This is a genomic window from Streptosporangium pseudovulgare, assembly GCF_014648055.1.
Taxonomy (GTDB): Bacteria; Actinomycetota; Actinomycetes; order Streptosporangiales; family Streptosporangiaceae; genus Streptosporangium; species Streptosporangium pseudovulgare.
Genome location: NZ_BMQJ01000012.1, coordinates 24,697 through 45,790 on the forward strand (window position 1 = coordinate 24,697; position 21,094 = coordinate 45,790).

At 72.5% G+C, this 21,094-nt stretch carries 23 protein-coding genes; 14 read left to right on the plus strand and 9 right to left on the minus strand.

The features are described from left to right. The first annotated feature begins 2 nt into the window (after positions 1-2). The 4 genes from dnaJ to IEZ10_RS22870 all read left to right on the plus strand — a co-directional run bounded on the left by dnaJ (position 3) and on the right by IEZ10_RS22870 (position 5,112). A complete protein-coding gene (gene dnaJ / locus IEZ10_RS22855) occupies positions 3-1,187 on the plus strand; it encodes a molecular chaperone DnaJ (RefSeq protein ID WP_189248564.1) in 1,185 nt (394 codons plus the stop codon). A gap of 2 nt (positions 1,188-1,189) precedes the next feature. After that, complete coding sequence (locus IEZ10_RS22860; RefSeq protein WP_189248565.1) at positions 1,190-1,537, plus strand: heat shock protein transcriptional repressor HspR; 348 nt, start codon at positions 1,190-1,192, stop codon at positions 1,535-1,537. Between the two features lie 85 nt (positions 1,538-1,622). Then, positions 1,623-4,208 carry an ATP-dependent chaperone ClpB gene (gene clpB, locus IEZ10_RS22865; RefSeq protein ID WP_189248566.1) on the plus strand — a complete coding sequence of 862 codons (2,586 nt, stop codon included), beginning with the start codon at positions 1,623-1,625 and terminating at the stop codon, positions 4,206-4,208. Between the two features lie 91 nt (positions 4,209-4,299). Next, positions 4,300-5,112, plus strand: coding sequence for a hypothetical protein (locus IEZ10_RS22870; RefSeq protein ID WP_189248567.1), 813 nt, complete (start codon positions 4,300-4,302; stop codon positions 5,110-5,112). Positions 5,113-5,173: 61 nt separating this feature from the next. On the opposite strand, the gene IEZ10_RS22875 is transcribed toward IEZ10_RS22870, so the two are convergent. Further along, positions 5,174-5,710, minus strand: coding sequence for a hypothetical protein (locus tag IEZ10_RS22875; RefSeq protein WP_179820609.1), 537 nt, complete (start codon positions 5,708-5,710; stop codon positions 5,174-5,176). A gap of 170 nt (positions 5,711-5,880) precedes the next feature. Between IEZ10_RS22875 and IEZ10_RS22880 the strand changes: the two genes are divergently transcribed. Continuing rightward, positions 5,881-6,339, plus strand: a complete 459-nt coding sequence (locus IEZ10_RS22880; protein WP_189248568.1) for a hypothetical protein — start codon at positions 5,881-5,883, stop codon at positions 6,337-6,339. Here IEZ10_RS22880 and IEZ10_RS22885 read toward each other — a convergent pair. Both IEZ10_RS22885 and IEZ10_RS22890 read right to left on the minus strand, forming a co-directional pair. Then, positions 6,331-6,978 (minus strand): TetR/AcrR family transcriptional regulator, encoded by a 648-nt coding sequence (locus IEZ10_RS22885; protein WP_189248569.1) that lies wholly within the window; start codon positions 6,976-6,978, stop codon positions 6,331-6,333. The two genes, IEZ10_RS22880 and IEZ10_RS22885, sit on opposite strands and share 9 nt — an antisense overlap. Before the next feature lie 190 nt (positions 6,979-7,168). Next, positions 7,169-8,284, minus strand: a complete 1,116-nt coding sequence (locus tag IEZ10_RS22890; RefSeq protein ID WP_189248570.1) for a CapA family protein — start codon at positions 8,282-8,284, stop codon at positions 7,169-7,171. A 126-nt stretch (positions 8,285-8,410) separates the two neighbouring features. Here IEZ10_RS22890 and IEZ10_RS22895 point away from each other — a divergent pair, with 126 nt between their 5' ends. From IEZ10_RS22895 to IEZ10_RS22910, 4 genes are all read left to right on the plus strand, one after another. Beyond that, positions 8,411-8,830: a Fur family transcriptional regulator gene (locus tag IEZ10_RS22895; protein ID WP_268246352.1), complete on the plus strand. Its 420-nt coding sequence runs from the start codon at positions 8,411-8,413 to the stop codon at positions 8,828-8,830. Positions 8,831-8,851: 21 nt separating this feature from the next. Further along, the gene (locus IEZ10_RS22900; protein WP_189248572.1) at positions 8,852-10,300 is read left to right on the plus strand and encodes a catalase; all 1,449 of its coding nucleotides are present in this window, start codon (positions 8,852-8,854) and stop codon (positions 10,298-10,300) included. 408 nt (positions 10,301-10,708) lie between these two features. Continuing rightward, positions 10,709-11,263 (plus strand): HD domain-containing protein, encoded by a 555-nt coding sequence (locus tag IEZ10_RS22905; protein WP_229811576.1) that lies wholly within the window; start codon positions 10,709-10,711, stop codon positions 11,261-11,263. A 44-nt stretch (positions 11,264-11,307) separates the two neighbouring features. Then, positions 11,308-12,219, plus strand: a complete 912-nt coding sequence (locus IEZ10_RS22910) for a Rieske (2Fe-2S) protein (protein WP_189248574.1) — start codon at positions 11,308-11,310, stop codon at positions 12,217-12,219. Positions 12,220-12,352: 133 nt separating this feature from the next. On the opposite strand, the gene IEZ10_RS22915 is transcribed toward IEZ10_RS22910, so the two are convergent. The 3 genes from IEZ10_RS22915 to IEZ10_RS22925 form a co-directional block, all read right to left on the minus strand. After that, the gene (locus IEZ10_RS22915) at positions 12,353-12,589 is read right to left on the minus strand and encodes a DUF8836 family protein (RefSeq protein WP_179820630.1); all 237 of its coding nucleotides are present in this window, start codon (positions 12,587-12,589) and stop codon (positions 12,353-12,355) included. 29 nt (positions 12,590-12,618) lie between these two features. Continuing rightward, a complete protein-coding gene (locus tag IEZ10_RS22920; protein ID WP_189248575.1) occupies positions 12,619-13,392 on the minus strand; it encodes a sulfite exporter TauE/SafE family protein in 774 nt (257 codons plus the stop codon). 174 nt (positions 13,393-13,566) lie between these two features. After that, the gene (locus IEZ10_RS22925; RefSeq protein ID WP_189248576.1) at positions 13,567-14,361 is read right to left on the minus strand and encodes an ABC transporter ATP-binding protein; all 795 of its coding nucleotides are present in this window, start codon (positions 14,359-14,361) and stop codon (positions 13,567-13,569) included. Between the two features lie 67 nt (positions 14,362-14,428). Between IEZ10_RS22925 and IEZ10_RS22930 the strand changes: the two genes are divergently transcribed. Further along, positions 14,429-15,148: an Rv1486c family protein gene (locus IEZ10_RS22930; protein ID WP_189248577.1), complete on the plus strand. Its 720-nt coding sequence runs from the start codon at positions 14,429-14,431 to the stop codon at positions 15,146-15,148. Positions 15,149-15,561: 413 nt separating this feature from the next. Here the strand turns inward: IEZ10_RS22930 and IEZ10_RS22935 are convergent, their stop codons facing one another. The 3 genes from IEZ10_RS22935 to IEZ10_RS22945 form a co-directional block, all read right to left on the minus strand. Beyond that, positions 15,562-16,059, minus strand: coding sequence for a MarR family winged helix-turn-helix transcriptional regulator (locus tag IEZ10_RS22935; protein ID WP_229811541.1), 498 nt, complete (start codon positions 16,057-16,059; stop codon positions 15,562-15,564). Positions 16,060-16,227: 168 nt separating this feature from the next. Continuing rightward, entirely contained in the window at positions 16,228-16,908 is a 681-nt protein-coding gene (locus tag IEZ10_RS22940) for a response regulator (protein ID WP_189248578.1), read from the minus strand. After that, entirely contained in the window at positions 16,905-18,044 is a 1,140-nt protein-coding gene (locus IEZ10_RS22945; protein ID WP_189248767.1) for a GAF domain-containing sensor histidine kinase, read from the minus strand. The genes IEZ10_RS22940 and IEZ10_RS22945 overlap by 4 nt, the downstream gene beginning before the upstream one ends. Before the next feature lie 135 nt (positions 18,045-18,179). Between IEZ10_RS22945 and IEZ10_RS22950 the strand changes: the two genes are divergently transcribed. From IEZ10_RS22950 to IEZ10_RS22960, 4 genes are all read left to right on the plus strand, one after another. Next, entirely contained in the window at positions 18,180-18,746 is a 567-nt protein-coding gene (locus IEZ10_RS22950) for an SDR family NAD(P)-dependent oxidoreductase (RefSeq protein ID WP_229811542.1), read from the plus strand. After that, entirely contained in the window at positions 18,724-18,846 is a 123-nt protein-coding gene (locus IEZ10_RS40015) for a hypothetical protein (protein WP_268246353.1), read from the plus strand. The genes IEZ10_RS22950 and IEZ10_RS40015 overlap by 23 nt, the downstream gene beginning before the upstream one ends. Continuing rightward, positions 18,843-20,045: an S-adenosylmethionine:tRNA ribosyltransferase-isomerase gene (locus tag IEZ10_RS22955; RefSeq protein WP_189248579.1), complete on the plus strand. Its 1,203-nt coding sequence runs from the start codon at positions 18,843-18,845 to the stop codon at positions 20,043-20,045. The genes IEZ10_RS40015 and IEZ10_RS22955 overlap by 4 nt, the downstream gene beginning before the upstream one ends. 423 nt (positions 20,046-20,468) lie before the next feature. Beyond that, complete coding sequence (locus IEZ10_RS22960; RefSeq protein ID WP_189248580.1) at positions 20,469-21,062, plus strand: hypothetical protein; 594 nt, start codon at positions 20,469-20,471, stop codon at positions 21,060-21,062. The last annotated feature ends 32 nt before the right edge of the window (positions 21,063-21,094 follow it).

Here is a 21,094-nt window from a genome sequence, read left to right on the forward strand (position 1 = left end):
TGATGAGCACCAAGGACTACCTGGAGAAGGACTACTACGCCGTCCTTGGTGTGCCCAAGACCGCCACCGCCGAAGAGATCAAGAAGGCGTACCGGAAGCTGGCCAGGCAGTACCACCCGGACGCCAACCAGGGCAACAAGGAGACCGAGGAGAAGTTCAAGGACGTCTCCGAGGCCTACGACATCCTGTCCGACACCAAGCGCCGCAAGGAGTACGACGAGGCGCGGACGCTGTTCGGGTCGGGTCTCGGCGGTTACCCGGGGGGCGGGGGGGCCTCCCGCGGCGGTGGCGGCTTCGCCTTCGACCTGGGCGACCTGTTCGGCGGCACCCAGCAGGGCGCCGGTGAGCGCATCGGCGACCTGTTCGGGGGCCTGTTCAACCGGGGCGGCACCGCCCCCCGGACCGGCGGGACCACCACCAGGGCGCGGCGCGGCCAGGACGTCGAGTCGGAGGTCACGCTCTCGTTCACCCAGGCCGTCCAGGGCACCACCGTCTCGCTCCGGCTGACCAGCTCCGCCGCCTGTACGGCGTGCGGCGGCACCGGCGCCAAGGCCGGCACCACCCCGCGGGTCTGCCCGACCTGCGAGGGCACCGGCGCGGCCAGCCGCAACCTCGGCAACTTCGCCTTCTCCGAGCCGTGCCGCGACTGCAAGGGCCGCGGTCTGCTGGTGGACGACCCGTGCCCGGTGTGCGAGGGCAGCGGCCGGGGCAAGAGCACCCGCACGATCCAGGCGCGCATCCCCGCCGGGGTGGCCGACGGCCAGCGCATCAAGATCAAGGGTAAGGGCGCGCCCGGCGAGAACGGCGGCCCGGCCGGTGACCTGTACGTCCAGGTCCACGTCAAGCCGCACCCGGTCTTCGGCCGGACCGGCGAGAACCTGACGGTCACCGTCCCGGTCACCTTCGCCGAGGCCGCCCTCGGCGCGGAGATCAAGGTGCCCATCCTCAAGGGGCTGCCGGTGACGCTGCGCATCCCCGAGGGCACCCCCAACGGCCGCACCTTCCGGGTGCGGGGCCGGGGCGTGACCCGCAAGGACGGCACCAAGGGCGACCTGCTCGCCACGGTCGAGGTCCTGGTGCCCCAGCACCTGGAGGACAAGGCCAGGAGCGCACTGGAGGAGTTCCGCGACGCCACCGCGGGGGGCGACCCGCGGGCCGACCTCATCCAACAGGCCAGAAGCGAGTAGCCATGGAAGCCAACTACTTCGATCTGTCGGACGACACTCCCGTCTACGTCATCTCGGTGGCCGCCCAGCTGTCGGGTCTGCACCCGCAGACCCTGCGGCAGTACGACCGTCTCGGCCTGGTCAGCCCGGGCCGTACGGCCGGCCGCGGCCGCCTGTACTCCACCCGCGACATCGTCATGCTCCGCGAGGTCCAGCGGCTCTCCCAGGAGGAGGGCATCAACCTCGCGGGCATCAAGCGGATACTGGCGCTCGAGAACGAGGCGATGCGGCTGCGCGAGGAGAACCACCGCCTGCGCGCCGAGACCGCCATGATCCGCGCGCTGATCCAGTACCAGCTGCCGCCCGCCTGACACTCCACCGACCAGGGCCGGGGGGATTTACGTCGCGCCGTGCTCCGGCGCGTATAGAACGCCTGAACGGAGTTAGGCGATAGCCATGGATTACAAGCTCACGCAGAAGAGCCAGGAGGCGGTCTCCGCCGCCATCAGGCGCGCCGCCGCCGAGGGCAACCCCGAGGTCGCCCCGGTCCACCTGTTCACCGCGCTGCTGTCCCAGACCGGCGGCACCGCCGTACCGCTGCTGGAGGCGGTCGGCGCCGACTGGAAGCAGCTCCGCACCGAGGCCGAGAAGCAGCTCGCGGCCCTGCCGAAGGCGCAGGGCGCCACGGTCAGCGCCCCGTCGAGCTCCCGGCAGCTGCTGACCGCGCTGAACACCGCGGCCCAGCGGGCCCGCCGGCTGGAGGACGAGTACGTCTCGACCGAGCACCTGCTGGTCGGCCTCGCCACCGACGGCGGGCCGGTCGCCGAGCTGCTGAAGTCCCGGGGCGCCACCCCGAACGCGCTGCTGGAGGCGTTCGAGAAGGTACGCGGGCACGCCCGGGTGACCAGCGAGACGCCCGAGGACACCTACCAGGCGCTGGAGAAGTACGGCGTCGACCTGACCGAGCGGGCCAGGGCCGGCAAGCTCGACCCGGTGATCGGCCGCGACTCGGAGATCCGCCGGGTCGTGCAGGTCCTCAGCCGCCGGACCAAGAACAACCCGGTGCTCATCGGCGAGCCCGGCGTCGGCAAGACCGCCGTGGTGGAGGGTCTGGCGCAGCGCATCGTCGCCGGCGACGTGCCCTCCAGTCTGCGCGACAAGCGCCTGGTGGCCCTCGACCTGGGCGCGATGGTCGCCGGCGCGAAGTACCGCGGCGAGTTCGAGGAGCGCCTCAAGGCCGTGCTCAGTGAGATCAAGGAGAGCAACGGCCAGATCGTCACCTTCATCGACGAGCTGCACACCATGGTCGGCGCGGGCGCGGCCGAGGGCGCCATGGACGCCGGCAACATGCTCAAGCCGATGCTGGCGCGCGGCGAGCTGCGGATGATCGGCGCCACCACGCTGGACGAGTACCGCGAGCGCATCGAGAAGGACCCCGCGCTGGAGCGGCGCTTCCAGCAGGTGTACGTCGGCGAGCCCACCGTCGAGGACACCATCGCGATCCTGCGCGGGCTCAAGGGCCGCTACGAGGCGCACCACCAGGTGCAGATCTCCGACGGCGCGCTGGTGGCCGCCGCCTCGCTGTCCGACCGCTACATCACCTCCCGGTTCCTGCCGGACAAGGCGATCGACCTCGTCGACGAGGCCGCCTCCCGGCTCCGCATGGAGATCGACTCCCGCCCGGTGGAGATCGACCAGCTCCAGCGGAACGTCGACCGGATGAAGATGGAGGAGCTGGCGCTCGCCAAGGAGACCGACGAGAGCAGCCTCCAGCGGCTGGAGCGGCTCCGCAAGGAGCTGGCCGACCGTCAGGAGGAGCTCAACGCCCTGGTCGGACGCTGGGAGCGGGAGAAGGCCGGTCTGAACCGCGTCGGCGACCTGAAGAAGCAGCTCGACGAGACCCGCGGCGCCGCCGAGCGGGCGCAGCGCGACGGTGACTTCGAGGCCGCCTCGCGGCTGATGTACGCCGAGGTGCCCAGGCTGGAGGCCGAGCTCGCCGAGGCCAGCGCGGCCGCCCAGCCGGAGAGCGCCATGGTCAAGGAGGAGGTCGGGCCGGACGACATCGCCCAGGTCATCTCCTCCTGGACCGGCATCCCCGCGGGCCGCCTGCTGGAGGGCGAGACCGCCAAGCTGCTCCGGATGGAGGACGAGCTGGGCAGGCGGCTCATCGGCCAGAGCGAGGCCGTCCAGGCCGTCTCCGACGCCGTACGGCGGGCCCGCGCGGGCATCTCCGACCCCGACCGGCCGACCGGCAGCTTCCTGTTCCTCGGCCCCACCGGCGTCGGCAAGACGGAGCTGGCCAAGTCGCTGGCCGACTTCCTGTTCGACGACGAGCGGGCGATGGTCCGCATCGACATGAGCGAGTACGGCGAGAAGCACAGCGTGGCGCGGCTCGTCGGCGCCCCGCCCGGCTACGTCGGCTACGAGGAGGGCGGCCAGCTCACCGAGGCCGTACGGCGCAGGCCGTACACCGTGGTGCTGCTGGACGAGGTGGAGAAGGCCCACCCGGAGGTCTTCGACATCCTGCTGCAGGTGCTCGACGACGGGCGGCTCACCGACGGCCAGGGCCGGACGGTCGACTTCCGCAACACGATCCTGATCCTCACCTCCAACATGGGCTCGCAGTTCCTCGTGGACCCCAAGCTGGACCGGGAGACCCAGCGCAAGGCCGTGATGGACGCGGTCCGGGGCGCGTTCAAGCCGGAGTTCCTCAACCGGCTCGACGACGTGATCATGTTCGACGCGCTCGGCATGGAGGAGCTGTCGAAGATCGTGGACCTGCAGGTCGCGCACCTGGCCAGGCGGCTCGCCGACCGGCGGATCACGCTGAACGTGACCCCCGCGGCGCGCGACTGGCTGGCGCTCACCGGCTACGACCCGCTGTACGGCGCCCGCCCGCTCCGCCGCCTGGTGCAGACCGCGATCGGCGACAAGCTCGCCAAGGAGGTGCTGGCCGGGAAGGTCCAGGACGGCGACGAGGTCACGGTGGACATGGCCGAGGGCGACGACTCCCTGACGATCTCGACGACGGTAAGGGCTTGACCACCGTTGGGTGAAGCCCGCCCCTGGGACGGCCCCCGCTGGATACGTTCGGCACTCGTCCGGCACGAGAACGAACGACAGGGGGACGTGCATGATGAACCCATCACGGAAGATCCGGGGCATCCTCGCGGTGGCGACGCTCACGGCCGGTGTGACGTGGCTGTCGACCGCTCCGGCCGGCGTGTCCTGGCTCGGGGCGGTCCCGGCCTCGGCCGCGGCCTGCCAGGGCCCGGCGGTGTCCGGGCCCGAGGCGCCGGGGGAGGCTGAGACGCCCGGGACGGGCGCCGCCGGAGCCGAGGCGCCGATGAGCGCGGAGCGGCTCGCGCGGATCGCCGGCCTGCCGGGCCTGTCGCAGGCGTCCGCCGTGGCCGGTTTCGCCGACGCCGCGGGCGTCGCGGGGGGCGCGGACCTGTCCGCGTGTCCGGCGGGAACGGAGACGGAGGCGGCGGTCGCGGGGCACGCCGTGGAGCACATGGCCGCCGGGCCGCTGCCCGCCGCGCCGGACCTGCCCGGCCTGCCGTCCACCCCGGACACCCGCTTCGACCGGGCACCGATCACGGTGCGGCCGGCGCCGCCGGTCTCCACGGGCGCTGGCACGACCGGCGTCACCGACCCGGCCGGCACCGCCGGCGCGCCGCTCGACGGCGCGGGGCTGCCCGGCGCGCAGGCGGGCACCGGCACCGGCACCGGGGAGTCGCTCCCGGCCTCGGCCGGGGACACCGGGACCCCGGTCGGCGAGCTGCCCAGCGTGGTCGAGCGGGAGGTCGCGGTCTTCGAGCGGGAGGTCACCACGACGGCGGAGACGCCCGCGACGGACGGCGGCGAGCCGCAGGTCTCCGGGGAGGACGGCGACGCCTCCACCGCGGAGGAGACCGTCCTCGGCGGAGGTTTCCGGCTCCGGTAGGGGCCATGCCCGGCCGCCGTGAGAAGGGCCGCGACCCGTGTGGGTCGCGGCCCTTCTCGCGTCAGCGGGAGGCGTCCAGCAGCGCGTCGAGGTCGTCCTCGGGCAGCCCGAGGTCCACCCGGATCCGGTAGCGGGTGCGCAGCAGCGCGGCGTGCTCCCCGCTGCCCTCCGCCGCCTGCCGGGCCCCGTCGGTGGCCCAGACGTGGGCCTCCCGCAGGTCGCCGTAGGCGACGAGGGTCTCGGCGACGGTGAGCGCGGTGGCCGGGGTGCAGCCGCCGAGCCGGATCGCCTCGATCACCTCGCGTGCCTCGTCGGGCCGTTCGAGTTCGAAGAGGGTGTCGGCGATCCCCGCCCGGGGGTCGGCGCTCACCTCGCCTCCGTCGTCCACGGCCCGCTGGAAGCAGTCGAGGGCGTGGGCGGGCTGCCCGGCCTGCCGCCATTCCTCGCCGGCGAGCACGAGGATCGCCGCCCGCGAGACGTCCCCGGACACGTCGTCCTCAGCCAGCGCCTCCAGGCGCCGGGCGAGGTTCTCGTGATCGTCGGCCAGAAGTGCCTGTTCAAGCAACCGGTGCAGTTGCCCGTGTGTCACATACGCCACATCGCGAGAGTACCGAGCGGCGCTCGACTTCGCCCGCACAACGGCAGGTATTTGTTATGCCACCCTCTGTGCATCATTAATTACAGTCTGCGTATTTCCGGAGGAAAACGGGCATATGCCAGGCGATCCCGGCCCGAGAGACGACCTCGTCCGAAGGAGCTGCGATGGGCATGGCCAAGCAGACCGCCTTCACGCTGACGTTCCTGCTCGGCCTCTCGGTGATCGTCCCGGGGTCCGCCGGATACCTCTCCGCCAGGATGGACGCGGTCGAACAGGCCCACCGCAGGCTCGTGGCGCTGGAGAACCGGCTGCGCGAGGAGCGGCTCATCACCCCGGCCCGCCAAGAGTCGTGGCTGCGGGCGCTCGCCGCGCCGGCCCCCTGCCCCGTCATGGCGCAGCCGCAGACCCGGCGGAGGGGCACGCCGATGCCCGCCGGGCTCATCCCGGCGCCGGTCGAGGCACTGGATCCGGCGGCCGTACCGCCCGGGACCGTCCCCGGCCGGGCGTTCTCCGGATCCGCGACCCGGGGGTTCGGCGGCGGGCACGCCGAGACGCGGCGCAGGCCTGCCGGACGCGAGCACGGGCGCGAGCACGGCGTCCGGCGGGACCGGGAACGCCGCTCAGGATGAGACCACCGCGAACTGGCGGTTGAGGTAGCCCCGGATCAGGCTCTTGGCCTCGGCCAGGACCCGCGGATCACCGGCGGGGTCGCGCCGGAAGGCCAGCTTGAGCACCGCGTCGCCCGCCTCGACCCCGATCAGGATGCCCAGGTCGAGCTCCTCGCTGTCGGCCATGCCGTACTCCTGCAGGAGGAGGCCGCGCAGCCGGCCGGCGATCACCGCGTTGTTGTCCGACGCCGGGTCGAGCAGGTTGAGGTCGACCACGTCGCCGAACCGCAGGGAGCGGAACCCCGGGACGGTCCGGTGCATCTCGACGTACTCGTCGATGATCGCGTCGACCGCGTCCCACCAGCAGGCGTACTCCTCCGACAGGAAGCGGCGGCCGATCCGGGAGATGAAACGCTCCACGTTGCGCCGGGTCACCGCCTGGGCGATGGCCCGCTTGTCGGGGAAGAACTGGTAGACCGAGCCGATCGCGACCCCGGCGCGCTCGGCGATGCGGGTGGTGGTCAGCGCCTCGTAGCCGACCTCGTCGAGCAGGTCGGCGCAGGCGTCGAGCATCCTCTCGACACGTCTCGCGCTCCTCCGCTGGGCGGGCCGGCGGCGCAGCGGAGCCTCGCCGGGCTCCTCGGCAGGCAGGATGGACATCCCCCCATCTTGCCCCTCCGTCACCGCCGGGTCAGGCCGTATCGGCCAATCACCGGATTTCCCCGGCCGGCCTCCCCGCGCTCCCCGGCCCCGCCGGCCTCCCGCACGGCCGGGCTCCCGGCCCTCGCGCACGGCCGGGCTCCCGGCCTCCCGCACGGGAAGCCTCCGCGGCCACCGGCTCGCCGTACGGTCAGCTCTCCGTGGCGGAGCCGGGCCGGGCGGACAGGCCCGTGCAGCCGCGCAGCGCCTTCCAGTCGGTCAGGGCCTGCTGCCGGGCGGCGCCGGCGAGCGGGACGGGGACGCCGCCCTGGATCGTGGCCGGGGTCCACTGCTCCTTCAGGACCTTGCGCCCCTGGATCGTCAGCGTGAGCACGCCGGTCCGGCCGGTCTGGGGACCCCAGTTGTAGAAGACGAAGTTGCCCATGCCGTAGTTGACGTAGGCGTTCTTGAGATATCCCCCGCCGAGCAGGATGTGCGCGTGCCCGCCCACGATCACGTCGGCCCCGGCCGCGACCAGCTTGGGCGCCAGGGCGAGCTGGGCCTCGTTCGGGCACTTCTGCAGCTCGGTGCCCCAGTGGAGGTGGACGATCACCGTGTCGGAGGTATGGCGCGCCCTGCGCACCTCCTGGATCAGCCGGTCCTCCCGCTTGGCCGAGGCCAGGCCGCCCTTGGCGCCGAGTGCGGTCCAGGGCTGGATGAACTCGGCGTCCAGCACCTGGGTGGCGCCGATGACGGCGATCCGGTTGCCGTTCACGGTCGTCCGCCAGGGCTTGTACGCCTGGGCCTCGGTCGCGCCGACGCCGACGACCGGGAACCTCGCGCGCCTGATCGCGGCCAGCGAGTCGGTGAGGCCGCTCTCCATGTAGTCCATGCCGTGGTTGTTGGCCATGGAGGCGACGTCCACCCCGGCGGCCTTCAGCGCGGTCAGCGCCGAGGCGGGGGCGCGGAAGGTGAACTGCTTGCCCGGGGCGGGGGTACCGCCGGTGGTGATCGCGGTCTCCAGGTTGATCATCGCGACGTCGGACCGGCTGAGCACCTTGGCGATCGGGCCGAGCGCGGTCCGCGGGTTCGCGTCCAGCCGGGACCGCAGCACCCCCTCGAAGTGCACGTCACCGCCGAAGGAGATGGTGTACGGCCGGCGCTCGGGCTTGGGCCGGGCCGGGGAGGTGGGCTTCTCCGCGACGTCCGGCGTCGATGTGGCGGGTTCCGGGGACGCCGACTGCGCCGCCGTACAGGCCGCGGAGAGCGCTGCGGCGACGACGAGGGCGGCGGCGGCCCCGATTCGGCGGGGGAGGTAGGTGTCCATCGGTATCCGAGGATGCCACCTCAGAGGCCGCATCCGGCACAACCCGGCCGATGGAGTGTCATCTCCTCAAAACTGGCATGGCTCAAATACTTGAATGATTCCGGTTTAGGACATAGTGTGTGCCGCGTGGACGACAGGGACCGGCTCCGCCGGGCGGGACTGCGGGTGACCGCGGCCCGCCTGGCGATCATGCAGACCGTGCGGGACGGTGACCATCTCGACGTGGACGCCATCCATCGGGGCGTGCGGCAGCGGGTCGGTCAGGTCTCCCTGCAGGCCGTCTACGACTCCCTGCACTCCATGCAGCGCGGCGGGCTCCTGCGGAGGATCGAGCCTCCCGGCAGCCCCGCCCGGTACGAGACGCGGGTGGGCGACAACCACCACCATCTCGTCTGCCGGGAGTGCGGAAGGGTCACCGACGTCGACTGCGCCGTCGGGCACGCCCCGTGCATGGCCCCCGTCTCCGACGCCGGATACCTGGTGGACGAGGCGGACGTCATCTACTGGGGCGTGTGTCCCGCCTGCCGTCCCGTTGAGGCTCGCTGAAGAAGATCCGGAGGACTGTTCATGAGCACCAGGCCCACCACCACTGACGCGGGCATCCCCGCCCCGAGCGACGAGCACTCCCTTTCGGTAGGCCCGAACGGACCCCTGCTGCTGCAGGACCACTACCTGATCCAGAAGATGGCGCACTTCAACCGGGAGCGGGTGCCGGAGCGGGTGGTGCACGCCAAGGGCGGCGGCGCCCACGGCATCCTGCAGATCACCGAGGACGTCAGCCAGTTCACCAAGGCCGGCCTGTTCGCCAAGGGCAAGGAGACCCCGCTCTTCCTGCGCTTCTCCTCCGTGGCCGGCGAGCTGGGCAGCCCCGACACCCAGCGCGACCCGCGCGGCTTCGCGATCAAGTTCTACACCGAGCAGGGCAACTACGACATCGTCGGCAACAACACGCCGATCTTCTTCATCCGCGACCCGCAGAAGTTCTCCGACTTCATCCACAGCCAGAAGCGCCGCGCCGACACCAACCTGCGCGACCACAACATGCAGTGGGACTTCTGGACGCTCTCCCCGGAGAGCGCCCACCAGGTCACCTTCCTGATGACCGACCGCGGCACCCCGGCGTCCTGGCGCCACATGCACGGCTTCGGCTCGCACACCTTCCTGTGGTACAACGCCGGCGGCGAGAAGTTCTGGGTCAAGTACCACTTCAAGACCGACCAGGGCATCAAGAACTTCACCGACGCCGAGGCGGGCGCGATCATCGCGCAGGACGCCGACTTCCACATCCGCGACCTGCACACCGCGATCAAGAACGGCGACCACCCGTCCTGGACGGTGAACGTGCAGATCATGCCGTTCGAGGACGCGGCCGACTACCGCTTCAACCCGTTCGACCTGACCAAGGTGTGGCCGCACGCCGACTACCCCGAGATCACGATCGGGCGGTTCGTCCTGAACCGCAACCCGGAGAACTACTTCGCCGAGGTGGAGCAGGTCGGGTTCGAGCCCGCCAACCTGGTGCCGGGCATCGGCCCGTCCCCGGACAAGATGCTCCAGGGGCGGCTGTTCTCCTACCCCGACGCCCACCGCTACCGCATCGGCGCCAACTACCTCCAACTGCCGATCAACCGGCCGCTGTCGCCCGTCCACAGCTACAACAAAGACGGCCAGATGGCCTTCGTCAACCCCGCCGACCCGGTCTACGCCCCCAACACCGCAGGCGGCCCCGCGGCCGACCCGTCGCTGTACGAGGGTGAGAACTACCAGGTGACCGGGGAGATCATCCGTTCCGCCTACGCCCTGCACCGCGAGGACGACGACTTCGTCCAGCCCCGCGCGCTGTGGGAGAACGTCCTGTCCGAGACCGACCGGGCCCACCTGGTGAGCAACGTGGTCGGCCACGCCTCGGCCCCCGAGGTCACCGCGGACATGAAGAAGCGCGTCGTGGAGTACTGGGCCAACGTCCACAAGGACCTCGGCCAGAGCGTCGCCCAGGGCCTCGGCGTCAGCGTCTGACCCGGCGCGCCGGGAAAACCCGGCGCGCCCGGGAAAGCCCGGGACGATCGGTCCGTGCGGCCCGCACCCTCTCGCCGGGGTGCGGGCCGCCGCCGTCTCCGGACGGGAGTGCTCATGGCGACGCTGGCGCGTCGCGGCTCGGGGGCTCAAACCCGGCGTCTTCCCTCGTCGATCACTCGCTGCGCTCGCTCCCTCCTCGGTCCAGACACCGGCGCCCCCTCGCGGCGCTCCTCAGTCCAGACGCCGGCGCCCCTCGCAGTACCCGGACGGCCGGGACGGTGTGATCCGAGCGGCCGGGGCGGCGCGATCCGATGATCGTTCGGAAAAGCGGGATCCGCGCGCATTAGGCTTACGCGCGTGACCACCCCTCCAGAACAGGACCGTCTGCACGCTCAGCTCGCCTTCGCCATGGAGATCGACAAGCTCAGACGCATCGTGCGCCGCAACACCCTGATGGACGGGTCGCGGCGAGAGAACGACGCCGAGCACTCGTGGTACGTGGGCATGCTGGCGATGGTGCTGGCCGAGCACGCCCCGCCGGGCATCGATCTGGACAGAGTCGTCGCGATGCTGCTCGTCCACGACATCGTCGAGATCGACGCCGGAGACACCTTCATCTACGACGCCTCCGCCGTGGAGGCCCAGGCCGGCCTGGAGCGCAAGGCCGCCGACCGGATATTCGGGTTGCTCCCGGACGACCAGGCCGCGCGACTGCGGGCGCTGTGGGACGAGTTCGAGGAGCGCGAGACCCCGGAGGCCAAGTTCGCCAAGGCCCTCGACCGGATCGCCCCGATCCTGGCCAACCACCACAACGAGGGCGGCACCTGGTCGCTGTACAAGGTGACCGCGGAGCAGGTGCTGGAGAAGGTGAAGATCATCGAGGAGGGCTCGCCCACGCTCGGCGCCTACGCCACGGAGATCGTCGAGCTCTCGGTCAGCCGGGGACATTTGGCGCGTGCATAACACCGTTCCCGGGTAGGTCCCTATCGCTTGGAAAGGGGACGATCGTGAAGGAAAACGTTAAAACGAATCGCCAGAGCTTCCGCAAGCTCGTTCCGCCCGTCGACCTCGTCGGCAACGTGGAGCGCTCGACGAAGCTGGACCGCCCGATCCAGGCGGTGTCCAAGGCGGTACGGCGGCGGCTCGGCCCCGGGTTCCTGCGCGACCTGCTGCACGGGGTTCCCACCGGCAAGCCCCTCCACCCGCCGCTCACCGATGTCGCCCTGGGCTGCTGGATATCGGCGTCGCTGCTCGACGTGACCGACGCCGACCCCCGGGCCTCCCGGACGCTGCTCGCGGCGGGCCTCGTGGCGTCCGTTCCCACGGCCGCGTCCGGGATCACCGACTGGTCGGCGCTCCACCGCGAGCAGCAGCGGGTCGGGTTCGTGCACGCGCTGGCCAACGTGGCCGCCCTGTCCCTCTACGCCGGCTCCCTGCTGCTGCGCGTGCGGGGCGACGAACGGCGCGGCCGGATGCTGTCGTTCGCCGGACTGGCCGTCGGCGGCGTGGGCGCCTACCTCGGCGGCCACATGTCGTACCGGCAGGCGGCCGGGGCCAACCACGCCGTGTCGGTCTCCCACCTGGTCCCGCTGGGCTGGCACGACCTGTGCGAGCTCAAGGACCTGCCGGACGGCCGCCCGGTGACCCGGCGGCTGGGCTACATCGACCTGTTCGTGCTGCGCAGGGGCGAGGACGTCACCGTGCTCGCCGACCGCTGCTCACACCTGGCCGGACCGCTGCACCAGGGGCGCGTGACGTCCGTACAGGGCGCCGACTGCGTGGTGTGCCCCTGGCACGGCAGCACGTTCCGGCTGTCCGACGGCACGGTCATGCACGGCCCCGCCACCGCCCCGCAGCCGGCCTTCGAGTCGAGGCTGCGTCGCGACGGCGTGCTGCAGGTCCGTCCCGTCCCGGCGTGACCTCTCCGTCCGGCCCCGGCTCCGCCGGGCCGGCCCGGTTCCGTCAGGCGCCGTTCCGCGGGTCCTCTTCGCGAAGAGGACCCGCGGAACGGCGCCTGCGTTTCCCTGCCCCGGCCGGGGTCTCAGGGGCTCGTCATTCCTCGTCCTCCGACCGGCCGTCGGCGGGGTGCTCGACGAGGGCGAGGACCCGGCTGGACATGAACCGCGCGGTGCGAACCGCCGTCCCGCTGCGGGTGACCTCGCTGACTTCGACCACTCCGCCCCGGCGGTTGGCTATCTCGACCCGGCGGCCCGCCTTGGTCGCGACGACGTCGTAGGTGCGCGAGCTGTCGCCCGCATCGATGACGATCTCTACACGGTCGCCTTTCATGACCGTATTGTTCCCGCAAGTGAGGGATTTTAGCCGTACACCAGTTTGACGATCGCCACGACGCCGATGCACACGATGAAACCGCGCAGCACCGGCGCCGGCAGCCTCCTGCCGACCTTCGCGCCGAGGAACCCGCCGATCGACGCCCCGACCGCGACCAGCGCGACCGCCCCCCAGTTCACCACGCTCCGCTCCGACAACAGCGAGAACCCGATGAACAGGAGCGCTGCGGTGCCGTTGACCAGCAGCGACAGGACGTTCTTGGCGGCGTTGACGCGCTGCAGGCCGTCGTCGAGGAAGCTGCCGAGCAGCCCGATGAGCAGCACGCCCTGGGCGGCGCCGAAGTAGCCGCCGTAGACGCCGGCGGCGAGGACCCCGGCCCACAGCAGGGGCCCGCCGTGCGGGCGGGCGTGCTCGCGCCGGGCGGCCAGCCACCGGTTGAGCCTCGGCTGGAACACCACGAGCACGCAGGCCAGCCCGATCAGGACCGGCACGACCACGTCGAAGGTCTCGGCGGGCAGGAACAGCAGCAGGACGCTCCCGACCAGCGCGCCCACGGTCGAGGCGACCCCCAGCCGGACCAGTCGCCCGCGCTGCCCCTCCAGCTCGGCCCGGTAGCCGAGCGCGCCGGTCAGCGACCCCGGCACCAGGCCGATGTTGTTGGAGACGTTCGCCACGATCGGCGGCAACCCGACGGCCACCATGGTCGGAAAAGTGATCAGCGATCCCGACCCGACGACGGCGTTGATGCCGCCCGCCGCGATCCCCGCCGCCAGGACGGCGACTGCCTCCCACAGTGTCATCTGGTTCCTCCTCGGTCGTACGGCTCGCGCCCGATGATCGGTGCACGGCCTCCACCGGATGCTAGGAGGGGAACGTCGATGAGCCGTCGGCGGGGTGGCCGGCCCCGCCGCGCGGGCGGAGCGGGCCGTGACCCGCGGGCCCGGCCGGAGCGGCCCGGAGACGGGCGGAGGGGCTCAGAAGCCGTACGCGCGGGCGTACCAGCGGCCGTCGCGCCCGCGCTCCAGGTTGAGCGGGATGCCGAAGGTGCGGGAGAGGTTATCGGCGGTCATCACGTGATCGATCTCACCCTGCGCGACCACCGAGCCGTGCCGCAGCAGCAGCGCGTGGGTGAACCCGGCGGGAACCTCCTCCACGTGGTGGGTGACCAGCGCCATCGTCGGGGACTTCGGATCCTGCGCGAGCGCCGACAGGCGGCGGACGAGATCCTCCCTGCCTCCCAGGTCGAGCCCGGCGGCCGGCTCGTCCAGCAGCAGCAGCTCGGGGTCCGGCATGAGCGCGCGGGCGATCTGCACCCGCTTGCGCTCGCCCTCCGACAGCGTGCCGAACCGGCGCCGGATCAGGTGGGCGCAGCCGAGCTGGTCGATCAGCTCGACGGCGCGGGTGACGTCGCCGGAGTCGTATTCCTCGTTCCAGCGGCCGATGATGGCGTAGGAGGCGGTGAGGACGAGGTCGATGACCTTCTCCTCCGGCGGCACCTTCTCGGCCAGCGCGGCGCTGGCGAGCCCGATGCGGGGCCGTAGGTCGAACACGTCGGTCTGCCCGAGGCGCTCGCCGAGGATCTCCACCACTCCCTCAGAGGGGAACAGCATCGCGCCGACGACTTGGAGCAGCGTCGTCTTGCCCGCGCCGTTGGGACCGATGACGACCCATCGCTCGTCTTCGTGGACGGTCCATTCGATGTCTCGAAGCAGCGCCGCCCCGTCCCTGCGCACGGTGACGTCCTGTAGCCGAAGCACCTGACCGCCCATGCCCCTACCCCTCCTAGAGAATCGCTGGAACAAAACCTATTGCAGGACAAGCGCATATCGTGGACCGGTGCACCCTGATTCACAGATCTCGGCCACCCTGGTCTGCTGGGGCAACGCCTGGCTGACGGGTCAGGTCGGCCTCGACGAGGCCGTCGACCGCGTCGAGCGCCGCGGCGGCCCCCAGCTCGTCGCCACCGGGACCGGCGACACCGGTCTGCGCGGCTTCCTCGCCGACCTGCGGATGGACGGCATGAAGTCGCTGCGCCTGGCCCTTCCCGTGCCGGGCGACCCGCTCGGACTCACCGGGCCGCCCCCTTTCAACTCCGCGGCCATCGAGGCCGGGCAGGCGGCGATCGCCGTGCTCCCCGACCGGTGCGTCGGGCTGGTGCCCGCGTCCGACCGCCGCGGGTCATCGTACGCCGGGGTCCGCTGGAGCGCGCTCGCGGCCAGCGCCAACGCCCCGGACGTCCCCTCCCTGGCCGAGGCGGAGCACGCCCTGACCATGGCGATGCGCACGGCCACCGACACCCTGCTCGGACTGGGCGGCCCCACCCAGGGGCACCCTCGTCCGAGGGATGCCGACGACGGCCTGGCCCCGGGTTACCCCGCTCGCGCCCACCGGGTGGCGGCCCTCGCCGCCCGGCTGGCCGCCGTGCTGCGGGTCGCCGACGACCGGGGGCTCACCTCGGGGCAGATCGCCGCCCGCAGTGCCGCGCTGCGCGACCTCGACCGCGCCGTACGGCGGGCGCGGGTGGCCGCCCACCACGCCATCACCGAGCTCGTCTGACACCGGGTACGGCCCCGTTGGGAGCCGTTGACCGGCCCCGCGAGGGGGCCCGGTGTCTGGACTGAGGAGAGAGCGAGCGGAGCGAGCGAGCGACGAGGGAAGGCACCGGGCTTGAGCCCCCGAGCCGCGACGCGCAGCGTCGCCATCAACACAGCGAGGGGGCGCCGGTGTCTGGACTGAGGAACGCAGCCGCGGAGCGGCGGAGTGACGAGGGAAGACACCGGGCTCAAGCCCCCGAGCCGCGACGCGCAGCGTCGCCATCAACACAGCGAGGGGGCGCCGGTGTCTGGACTGAGGAACGCAGCCGCGGAGCGGCGGAGTGACGAGGGAAGACACCGGGCTCAAGCCCCCGAGCCGCGACGCGCAGCGTCGCCATCAACACAGCGTCGCAATGAACACAGGTCGCCGTGAACTCAGCGGGCCTGACGGGACCGGCGCACCGCCCCGCATCCCTCCTCGGGCTCGGCGAGGGGGCCGCCGACGAGTCGCGTCAGCGCGTTGACGAACGCCTCCCCTTCCCCCTCGGGCAGCGCGGCGAGCACCTCGGCGTGAACGCGATCGACGATCTTCGCGCCCTCGGCGACGATCCGCATGCCCTCCTCGGTGACCGAGATGATCCGGGCCCGGCGGTCGGTGCTCGACGGGCGGCGTTCGGCGTATCCGGCTCTCTCCAGCTTGTCGATCGTCACGACCATCGTGGTCTTGTCGAGGTCGGCCAGCTCGGCCAGCTGGATCTGGGTGCGCTCGGCCTCGGCCGCGTGCCACAGGACGCACTGGTCGCGCGGGGTGATGCCGATCTCGGCGAGGGCCGCGGTCAACCGGGTCGTCAGGACGTGGCCGGCGTGCATGAGCATGCCGGTGAGGTCGCGAACGGTTCGCGGGGGCGCGCTCGTCGTCATACCGCTCGTCATGGTGCGAGCCTAACAAATCGTCCCGCTGCGAGATGATCCCGCAGCGAAACCAACCGGCGGGTCCGGCCGTCCGGCCGGGGCGGGAGCCGGATCGGCGGCCCCGCTCCGGGCCGCGGCGGACACGACTCGGTCGCTCAGGCCAGGCCGTGCCGGTCACGATCCGGTCGCTCAGGCCAGGCCGTGCCGGACGGCGTAGAGGGCCGCCTGCGTCCTGTCCTGCACGCCCAGCTTCATCAGCACGTTGGAGACGTGCGTCTTCACGGTCTTCTCCGCCACCGCCAGCTCGCGGGCGATCTCCCGGTTGGACCGGCCCGAGGCGATCAGCGCGAGCACCTGGCGCTCGCGGCCGGTCAGCGGCGCCACCGGGCCCGCTCCCCGCCGGGGCGGAGCGGGCGAGGCCGGGTCCGCCGGGGCGACCGGGCCGGCCGGAGCGCCCGGGGCGGCCGACAGCACCGCGCCGGCGGCCTCGGGGGCGAGCAGCACCTGGCCGCCGTGGACGGTCCGGATGGCCTGGACCAGCGTGCCGGGATCGACGTCCTTGTACAGGAACCCGGCTGCCCCCGCCCGCAGCGCCGGGGCGACGTCCTCCGGGTCGCCGACCGAGGTCAGCACGAGGACCCGCGGGCCGCCCTCCCGGCCGGCGAGGCGGGCCAGCGTGCCCGGGCCGTCGAGAACCGGCATCCTCAGGTCGAGCAGCAGCACGTCCGGGGCGAGCGACTCCACCAGGGCGAGCGCCTCGGCGCCGTCGGCGGCCTCGCCCACCACGTCGAGGTCGTCCTGCAGGTCCAGGAACGTGCGCAGGCCCTGCCGTACGACCGGGTGGTCGTCGGCGATCAGGACGCGGATCACGCGGGGACCTCCATCCGCACCAGCGTGCCGGCGCCCGGCCGCGACGTCACGCGCACGTCCCCGCCCAGGGCGCCGGCCCGCTCGCGCATCGACGCGACGCCCAGCCCCCGTCCGGTCGCGGCGGCCACGTCGAACCCCCGCCCGTCGTCGCGCACCTCCAGGACCAGCCGGTCGCCCTCGCAGCCGAGCCGTACGGTGACCGTCCGGGCCGCCGCGTGCCGGGCGGCGTTGTGCAGCGCCTCCTGGGCGACGCGCAGCACGGCCGCCCCCGCCGCCGGCTCGAACTCGCATACCGGGGCCTCCTCGAAGGAGAAGGCGGCCGGGTGCAGGCGGTCCAGCAGCCGCACGTGCTTGCGCAGCGTCTCGGCGAGGCCGTGGCGGTCGAGGTCGGCCGGGCGGAGCTCGACGATCACCTCGCGCAGCTCGGCCAGCGCCTCCCCGGCCATCCGCTCCACCCGCTCCAGCTCCCGCCGGGCCCGCCCGGGGTCGCGGTCCAGCAGGGAGCTCGCGGCCTGGGCGGTGAGGCGGAGCGAGAACAGCTTCTGGGTCACCGCGTCGTGCAGTTCCCTGGCCATCCGGGTGCGCTCCTCGGCCAGGGCCAGCTCTCGGCCGCGCTCGTACAGGCGGGCGTTGGTCAGCGCGATCGCGGCGTGCGCGGCGAACAGCGTGAGCAGCCTCTGGTCCGCCTCGGTGAAGCCGCCGGGGGTCCGCTTGTCGGACAGGAAGACGATGCCGAGCACCCGGTCGCCGTCGCGGATCGGCACCCCGAGGAAGTCCTTGAGCACCGGGTGGGCGCGCGGCCAGTACTCGAACCGGGGGTCCCTGCGGATGTCGGGCAGCCGGACGGGCGCCCCCTCGCGCAGCATCGCGCCCAGCATGCCGTGCTGGCGGGGCATCGGCCCGATCGCCTCCCACTGCTCGTCGGTGATGCCGTCGGCGACGAACTCGGCGAACGCCCCGTCGTCGTCGGGCACGCCGAGCGCGGCGTAGCGGGCGTCCAGCAGCCGGCGCGCCGACCGCACGATCACCTGCAGCACCTCCCGGACCGACAGGTGTCTGGTGACCGCGAGGACGGCGGAGCTCACCGCGTGCAGGACGTCGTCCCGATCCTCGTTTCCGGAGCCCCCGGCGCCCATCACGTTCACAGATGGAAACTCTAGACGTCCTGCCTGGTGGAACGGCTGGGGCGGCGGTCCTAGGACCATCGGCCCCCGGGGTCCTGCTGCCGGTGGCCGATGTGCGGAACGGAGCCGGTTCCTAGCGTCGGGGACATGACGAAGACAGCACTCATCACCGGCGCCTCCCGCGGGCTCGGGCTGGCGCTGGCCCGCTCCTTGGCCGCCGACGGCTGGCGCCTCATCCTCACCGCGCGGGGAGAGGAGGCGCTGCGCTCCGCCGCAGGCGGCCTCGGCGCCCTCGCCCTTGCCGGGGACGTCGCCGACCCGGCCCACCGGGACCGGCTGGTCCGGGCCGCGGAGGACCACGGCGGGCTGGACCTGCTGGTCAACAACGCCTCGGGGCTGGGCGCGGTCCCGCTGCCGCCGCTGTCCCGCTACCCGCTCGGGGAGCTGGAGGAGCTGCTGCGGACCAACGTGCTGGCCCCGCTGGCGCTGATCCAGGCGGCGCTGCCGGGGCTGCGGGAGCGCCACGGCGCGATCGTCAACGTCACCTCCGACGCGGCCGTGGAGGCGTACGAGGGCTGGGGCGGCTACGGTGGCCACCAAGGCGGCCCTGGAGCAGCTCTCCAACGTCCTGGCCGCCGAGGAGCCGGACGTCGCCGTCTGGTGGGTGGACCCGGGCGAGATGAACACGGCCATGCTCGCCGAGGCGGTCGGTGAGCAGGAGGCGGCGGCGGCCTCCCCGCCGGAGAAGGTGGTCCCCACACTGCGACGGCTGGTGGCGGAGCGCCCGCCGAGCGGGCGGGTGAGCCACTCATGAGCGGCGCGCGCGACGTCACGCTCTCCGGACTCCCCGGCGGCCTCCCTGACGGCCTCCCCGGTGGCCTCCCTGACGGCCTCTCCGGCGGCCTCTCCGGCGGCGCGGACGGTCTCCTCACCGGAAGCGCGGGCGGCTTCACCCTCCCGGACGGCCTGGAGGCCCACGAGCCGCCCGAGGCGCGGGGACTGGCCCGTGACGGCGTGCGGCTGCTGGTCTCGCGGCGCGGCACCGGGGAGATCGGCCACCACAGGTTCACCGACCTGCCCCGGCTGCTGGAACCCGGTGACCTGCTGGTGGTCAACAACTCCGCCACGCTCCCGGCGGCGGTCCGGCTCGACCGGCTCGCGGTGCACTTCTCCACCGAGTGCGAGGACGGGACCTGGCTGGTGGAGCTGCGCCGCCGTGCGGGACGGCCCACCGGGACCGCGGGCGACGGTACGGGAGCGGCGGGCGGGGGGACGGCCCGGGTGGACGGCGAAACGGGCGCGAGCGAGCCGTACCCGGGCGGCGTGCCCGGCGAGTGGCTGCCGCTGCCCGGCGGAGCCACGCTGCGTCTCCTGGAGCGGCGGACGCCGCGCCTGTGGCGGGCCCGGCTGGACCGCGAGGTCCTCGGCTACCTGCGCCGGTACGGCGTGCCGATCCGCTACTCCTACGTGGGCCGGGACTGGCCGCTGGCCGACTACCAGACGGTCTTCGCTCTGCGGCCCGGCAGCGCGGAGATGCCGAGCGCCGGACGGCCGTTCACCGCCGCCCTGGTGACCGAGCTGGTGTCGCGCGGGATCGGTGTCGCGCCGATCACCCTGCACACCGGGGTCGCCTCGCCGGAGGCGGACGAGCCGCCCTACCCGGAGAGGTTCGAGGTGCCGGAGACCACCGCACGGCAGGTGGCGTCCGCGCGCGAGGCCGGGGGCAGGGTGGTCGCGGTGGGCACGACCGTGGTGCGGGCGCTGGAGACGGCCGCCCTGCCCGGAGGCCGGATCGGGGCCGCGAGCGGCTGGACCACCCACCTCGTCACCCCGCGGTCCGGGGTGAGGGTCGTGGACGGCCTGGTGACCGGGTTGCACGAGCCGCGCTCCAGCCACCTGCTGATGCTGTCGGCACTGACCGGCGACGAACTGCTCTCCCGGTCCTACGCGCAGGCCCTCGGGGAGGGCTACCTGTGGCATGAGTTCGGCGACGTCCACCTGATCACCCGCTGACGTACGGCTCTCCCGGCCGGCTCCGAAGGGGTCGCGCACCGGCCACCGGACATCGAAGGCGCAGCCGGCCGGAAACGAATTCCAGGGGTGGGGAAATCATCGGCGCCCGATCCGTCACGGCCGCCCGCCCGGCGGTGAGGCCCGCCGGGCGGTTCCGGCCCTGGAACGGTTCAGGACCAGGCGGAAAACGGCCGGTGAATGAACCGGGGAATCGACCGCCAGGACCCGGAAGGCCCGGGGTGACAGGGGCTCCGGCGTCCCCGGCAGGGGTTCCGGCGTTCCACCGGTTCACCGCCGATACATCAATCGACTCCCCGGGGGCCCGAATTCCAGTCCCTCTTTACCGTCGAATGTGGTAAAAATCATGGACTTTCACGGGGAACGTGCGATATCCCCGTTCCCCCCTCTACTGGGAGACGTTTAATGCTCCACCCGATCTCCAAGATCGCCACCCTCGCCGTGGCCGCCCCGCTCGCGGGCGCGATGCTGTTCGCCGCCCCGGCCACCGCGGCCTCCACCTCCCCCGCCGCGGCCTCCACGGCCTCCGCGGCTTCCGCGTCCAAGAAGGCCGACGACCCGTTCTCGGTCTTCGCCGTCAAGGGCTCGGCCTCGAAGAAGGTCCGCCCCGGCGGAAAGATCACTTACTCCCTCAAGGCCACGAACACCGGCCCCTACGAGTCCAAGGCCGGGGAGTACTACATCGTGGTGGGCGCCCCCAAGGGCGTCGACATCGCCGGGAAGTGGTCCTACTACGGCCCCAAGAAGAGCGCGTGCGTCAGCGAGGACCAGTTCGCCTTCTGCGCGGTCGACAAGACCATGAAGGTCGGCGACTCGGTCTCCTTCACCTTCGAGATGAAGGTCAAGAAGAGCGCCAAGGGCACGCTGAAGACCTCCCTCGGCGTTCTGGCCTTCGACGTGCCCAACGGCGCGGAGAACCTGAGCCGCGAGGAGCTGGAGCGTCTCGGCGTCAAGAGCTGGCTCTACGGCAAGCGGTACAGCACGCACGTCGTGCGCTGACCGGGGTTCCCGGGCGGCGGTGAACCGCGCGA

What these genes read in the sequence shown, in the direction of transcription:
- IEZ10_RS22905 (WP_229811576.1), top strand. Translation starts at nt 10,709, where the DNA reads ATGGAGATCGACAAGCTCAGACGCATCGTGCGCCGCAACACCCTGATG.
- IEZ10_RS22860 (WP_189248565.1), top strand. Translation starts at nt 1,190, where the DNA reads ATGGAAGCCAACTACTTCGATCTGTCGGACGACACTCCCGTCTACGTC.
- IEZ10_RS22945 (WP_189248767.1), bottom strand. Translation starts at nt 18,044, where the DNA reads ATGGGCGCCGGGGGCTCCGGAAACGAGGATCGGGACGACGTCCTGCAC.
- IEZ10_RS22925 (WP_189248576.1), bottom strand. Translation starts at nt 14,361, where the DNA reads ATGGGCGGTCAGGTGCTTCGGCTACAGGACGTCACCGTGCGCAGGGAC.
- IEZ10_RS40015 (WP_268246353.1), top strand. Translation starts at nt 18,724, where the DNA reads ATGCTCGCCGAGGCGGTCGGTGAGCAGGAGGCGGCGGCGGCCTCCCCG.
- IEZ10_RS22915 (WP_179820630.1), bottom strand. Translation starts at nt 12,589, where the DNA reads ATGAAAGGCGACCGTGTAGAGATCGTCATCGATGCGGGCGACAGCTCG.
- IEZ10_RS22960 (WP_189248580.1), top strand. Translation starts at nt 20,469, where the DNA reads ATGCTCCACCCGATCTCCAAGATCGCCACCCTCGCCGTGGCCGCCCCG.
- IEZ10_RS22880 (WP_189248568.1), top strand. Translation starts at nt 5,881, where the DNA reads ATGGCCAAGCAGACCGCCTTCACGCTGACGTTCCTGCTCGGCCTCTCG.
- IEZ10_RS22870 (WP_189248567.1), top strand. Translation starts at nt 4,300, where the DNA reads ATGATGAACCCATCACGGAAGATCCGGGGCATCCTCGCGGTGGCGACG.
- IEZ10_RS22920 (WP_189248575.1), bottom strand. Translation starts at nt 13,392, where the DNA reads ATGACACTGTGGGAGGCAGTCGCCGTCCTGGCGGCGGGGATCGCGGCG.
- IEZ10_RS22950 (WP_229811542.1), top strand. Translation starts at nt 18,180, where the DNA reads ATGACGAAGACAGCACTCATCACCGGCGCCTCCCGCGGGCTCGGGCTG.
- IEZ10_RS22885 (WP_189248569.1), bottom strand. Translation starts at nt 6,978, where the DNA reads ATGTCCATCCTGCCTGCCGAGGAGCCCGGCGAGGCTCCGCTGCGCCGC.
- IEZ10_RS22890 (WP_189248570.1), bottom strand. Translation starts at nt 8,284, where the DNA reads ATGGACACCTACCTCCCCCGCCGAATCGGGGCCGCCGCCGCCCTCGTC.
- IEZ10_RS22955 (WP_189248579.1), top strand. Translation starts at nt 18,843, where the DNA reads ATGAGCGGCGCGCGCGACGTCACGCTCTCCGGACTCCCCGGCGGCCTC.
- IEZ10_RS22900 (WP_189248572.1), top strand. Translation starts at nt 8,852, where the DNA reads ATGAGCACCAGGCCCACCACCACTGACGCGGGCATCCCCGCCCCGAGC.
- IEZ10_RS22935 (WP_229811541.1), bottom strand. Translation starts at nt 16,059, where the DNA reads ATGACGAGCGGTATGACGACGAGCGCGCCCCCGCGAACCGTTCGCGAC.
- dnaJ (WP_189248564.1), top strand. Translation starts at nt 3, where the DNA reads ATGAGCACCAAGGACTACCTGGAGAAGGACTACTACGCCGTCCTTGGT.
- clpB (WP_189248566.1), top strand. Translation starts at nt 1,623, where the DNA reads ATGGATTACAAGCTCACGCAGAAGAGCCAGGAGGCGGTCTCCGCCGCC.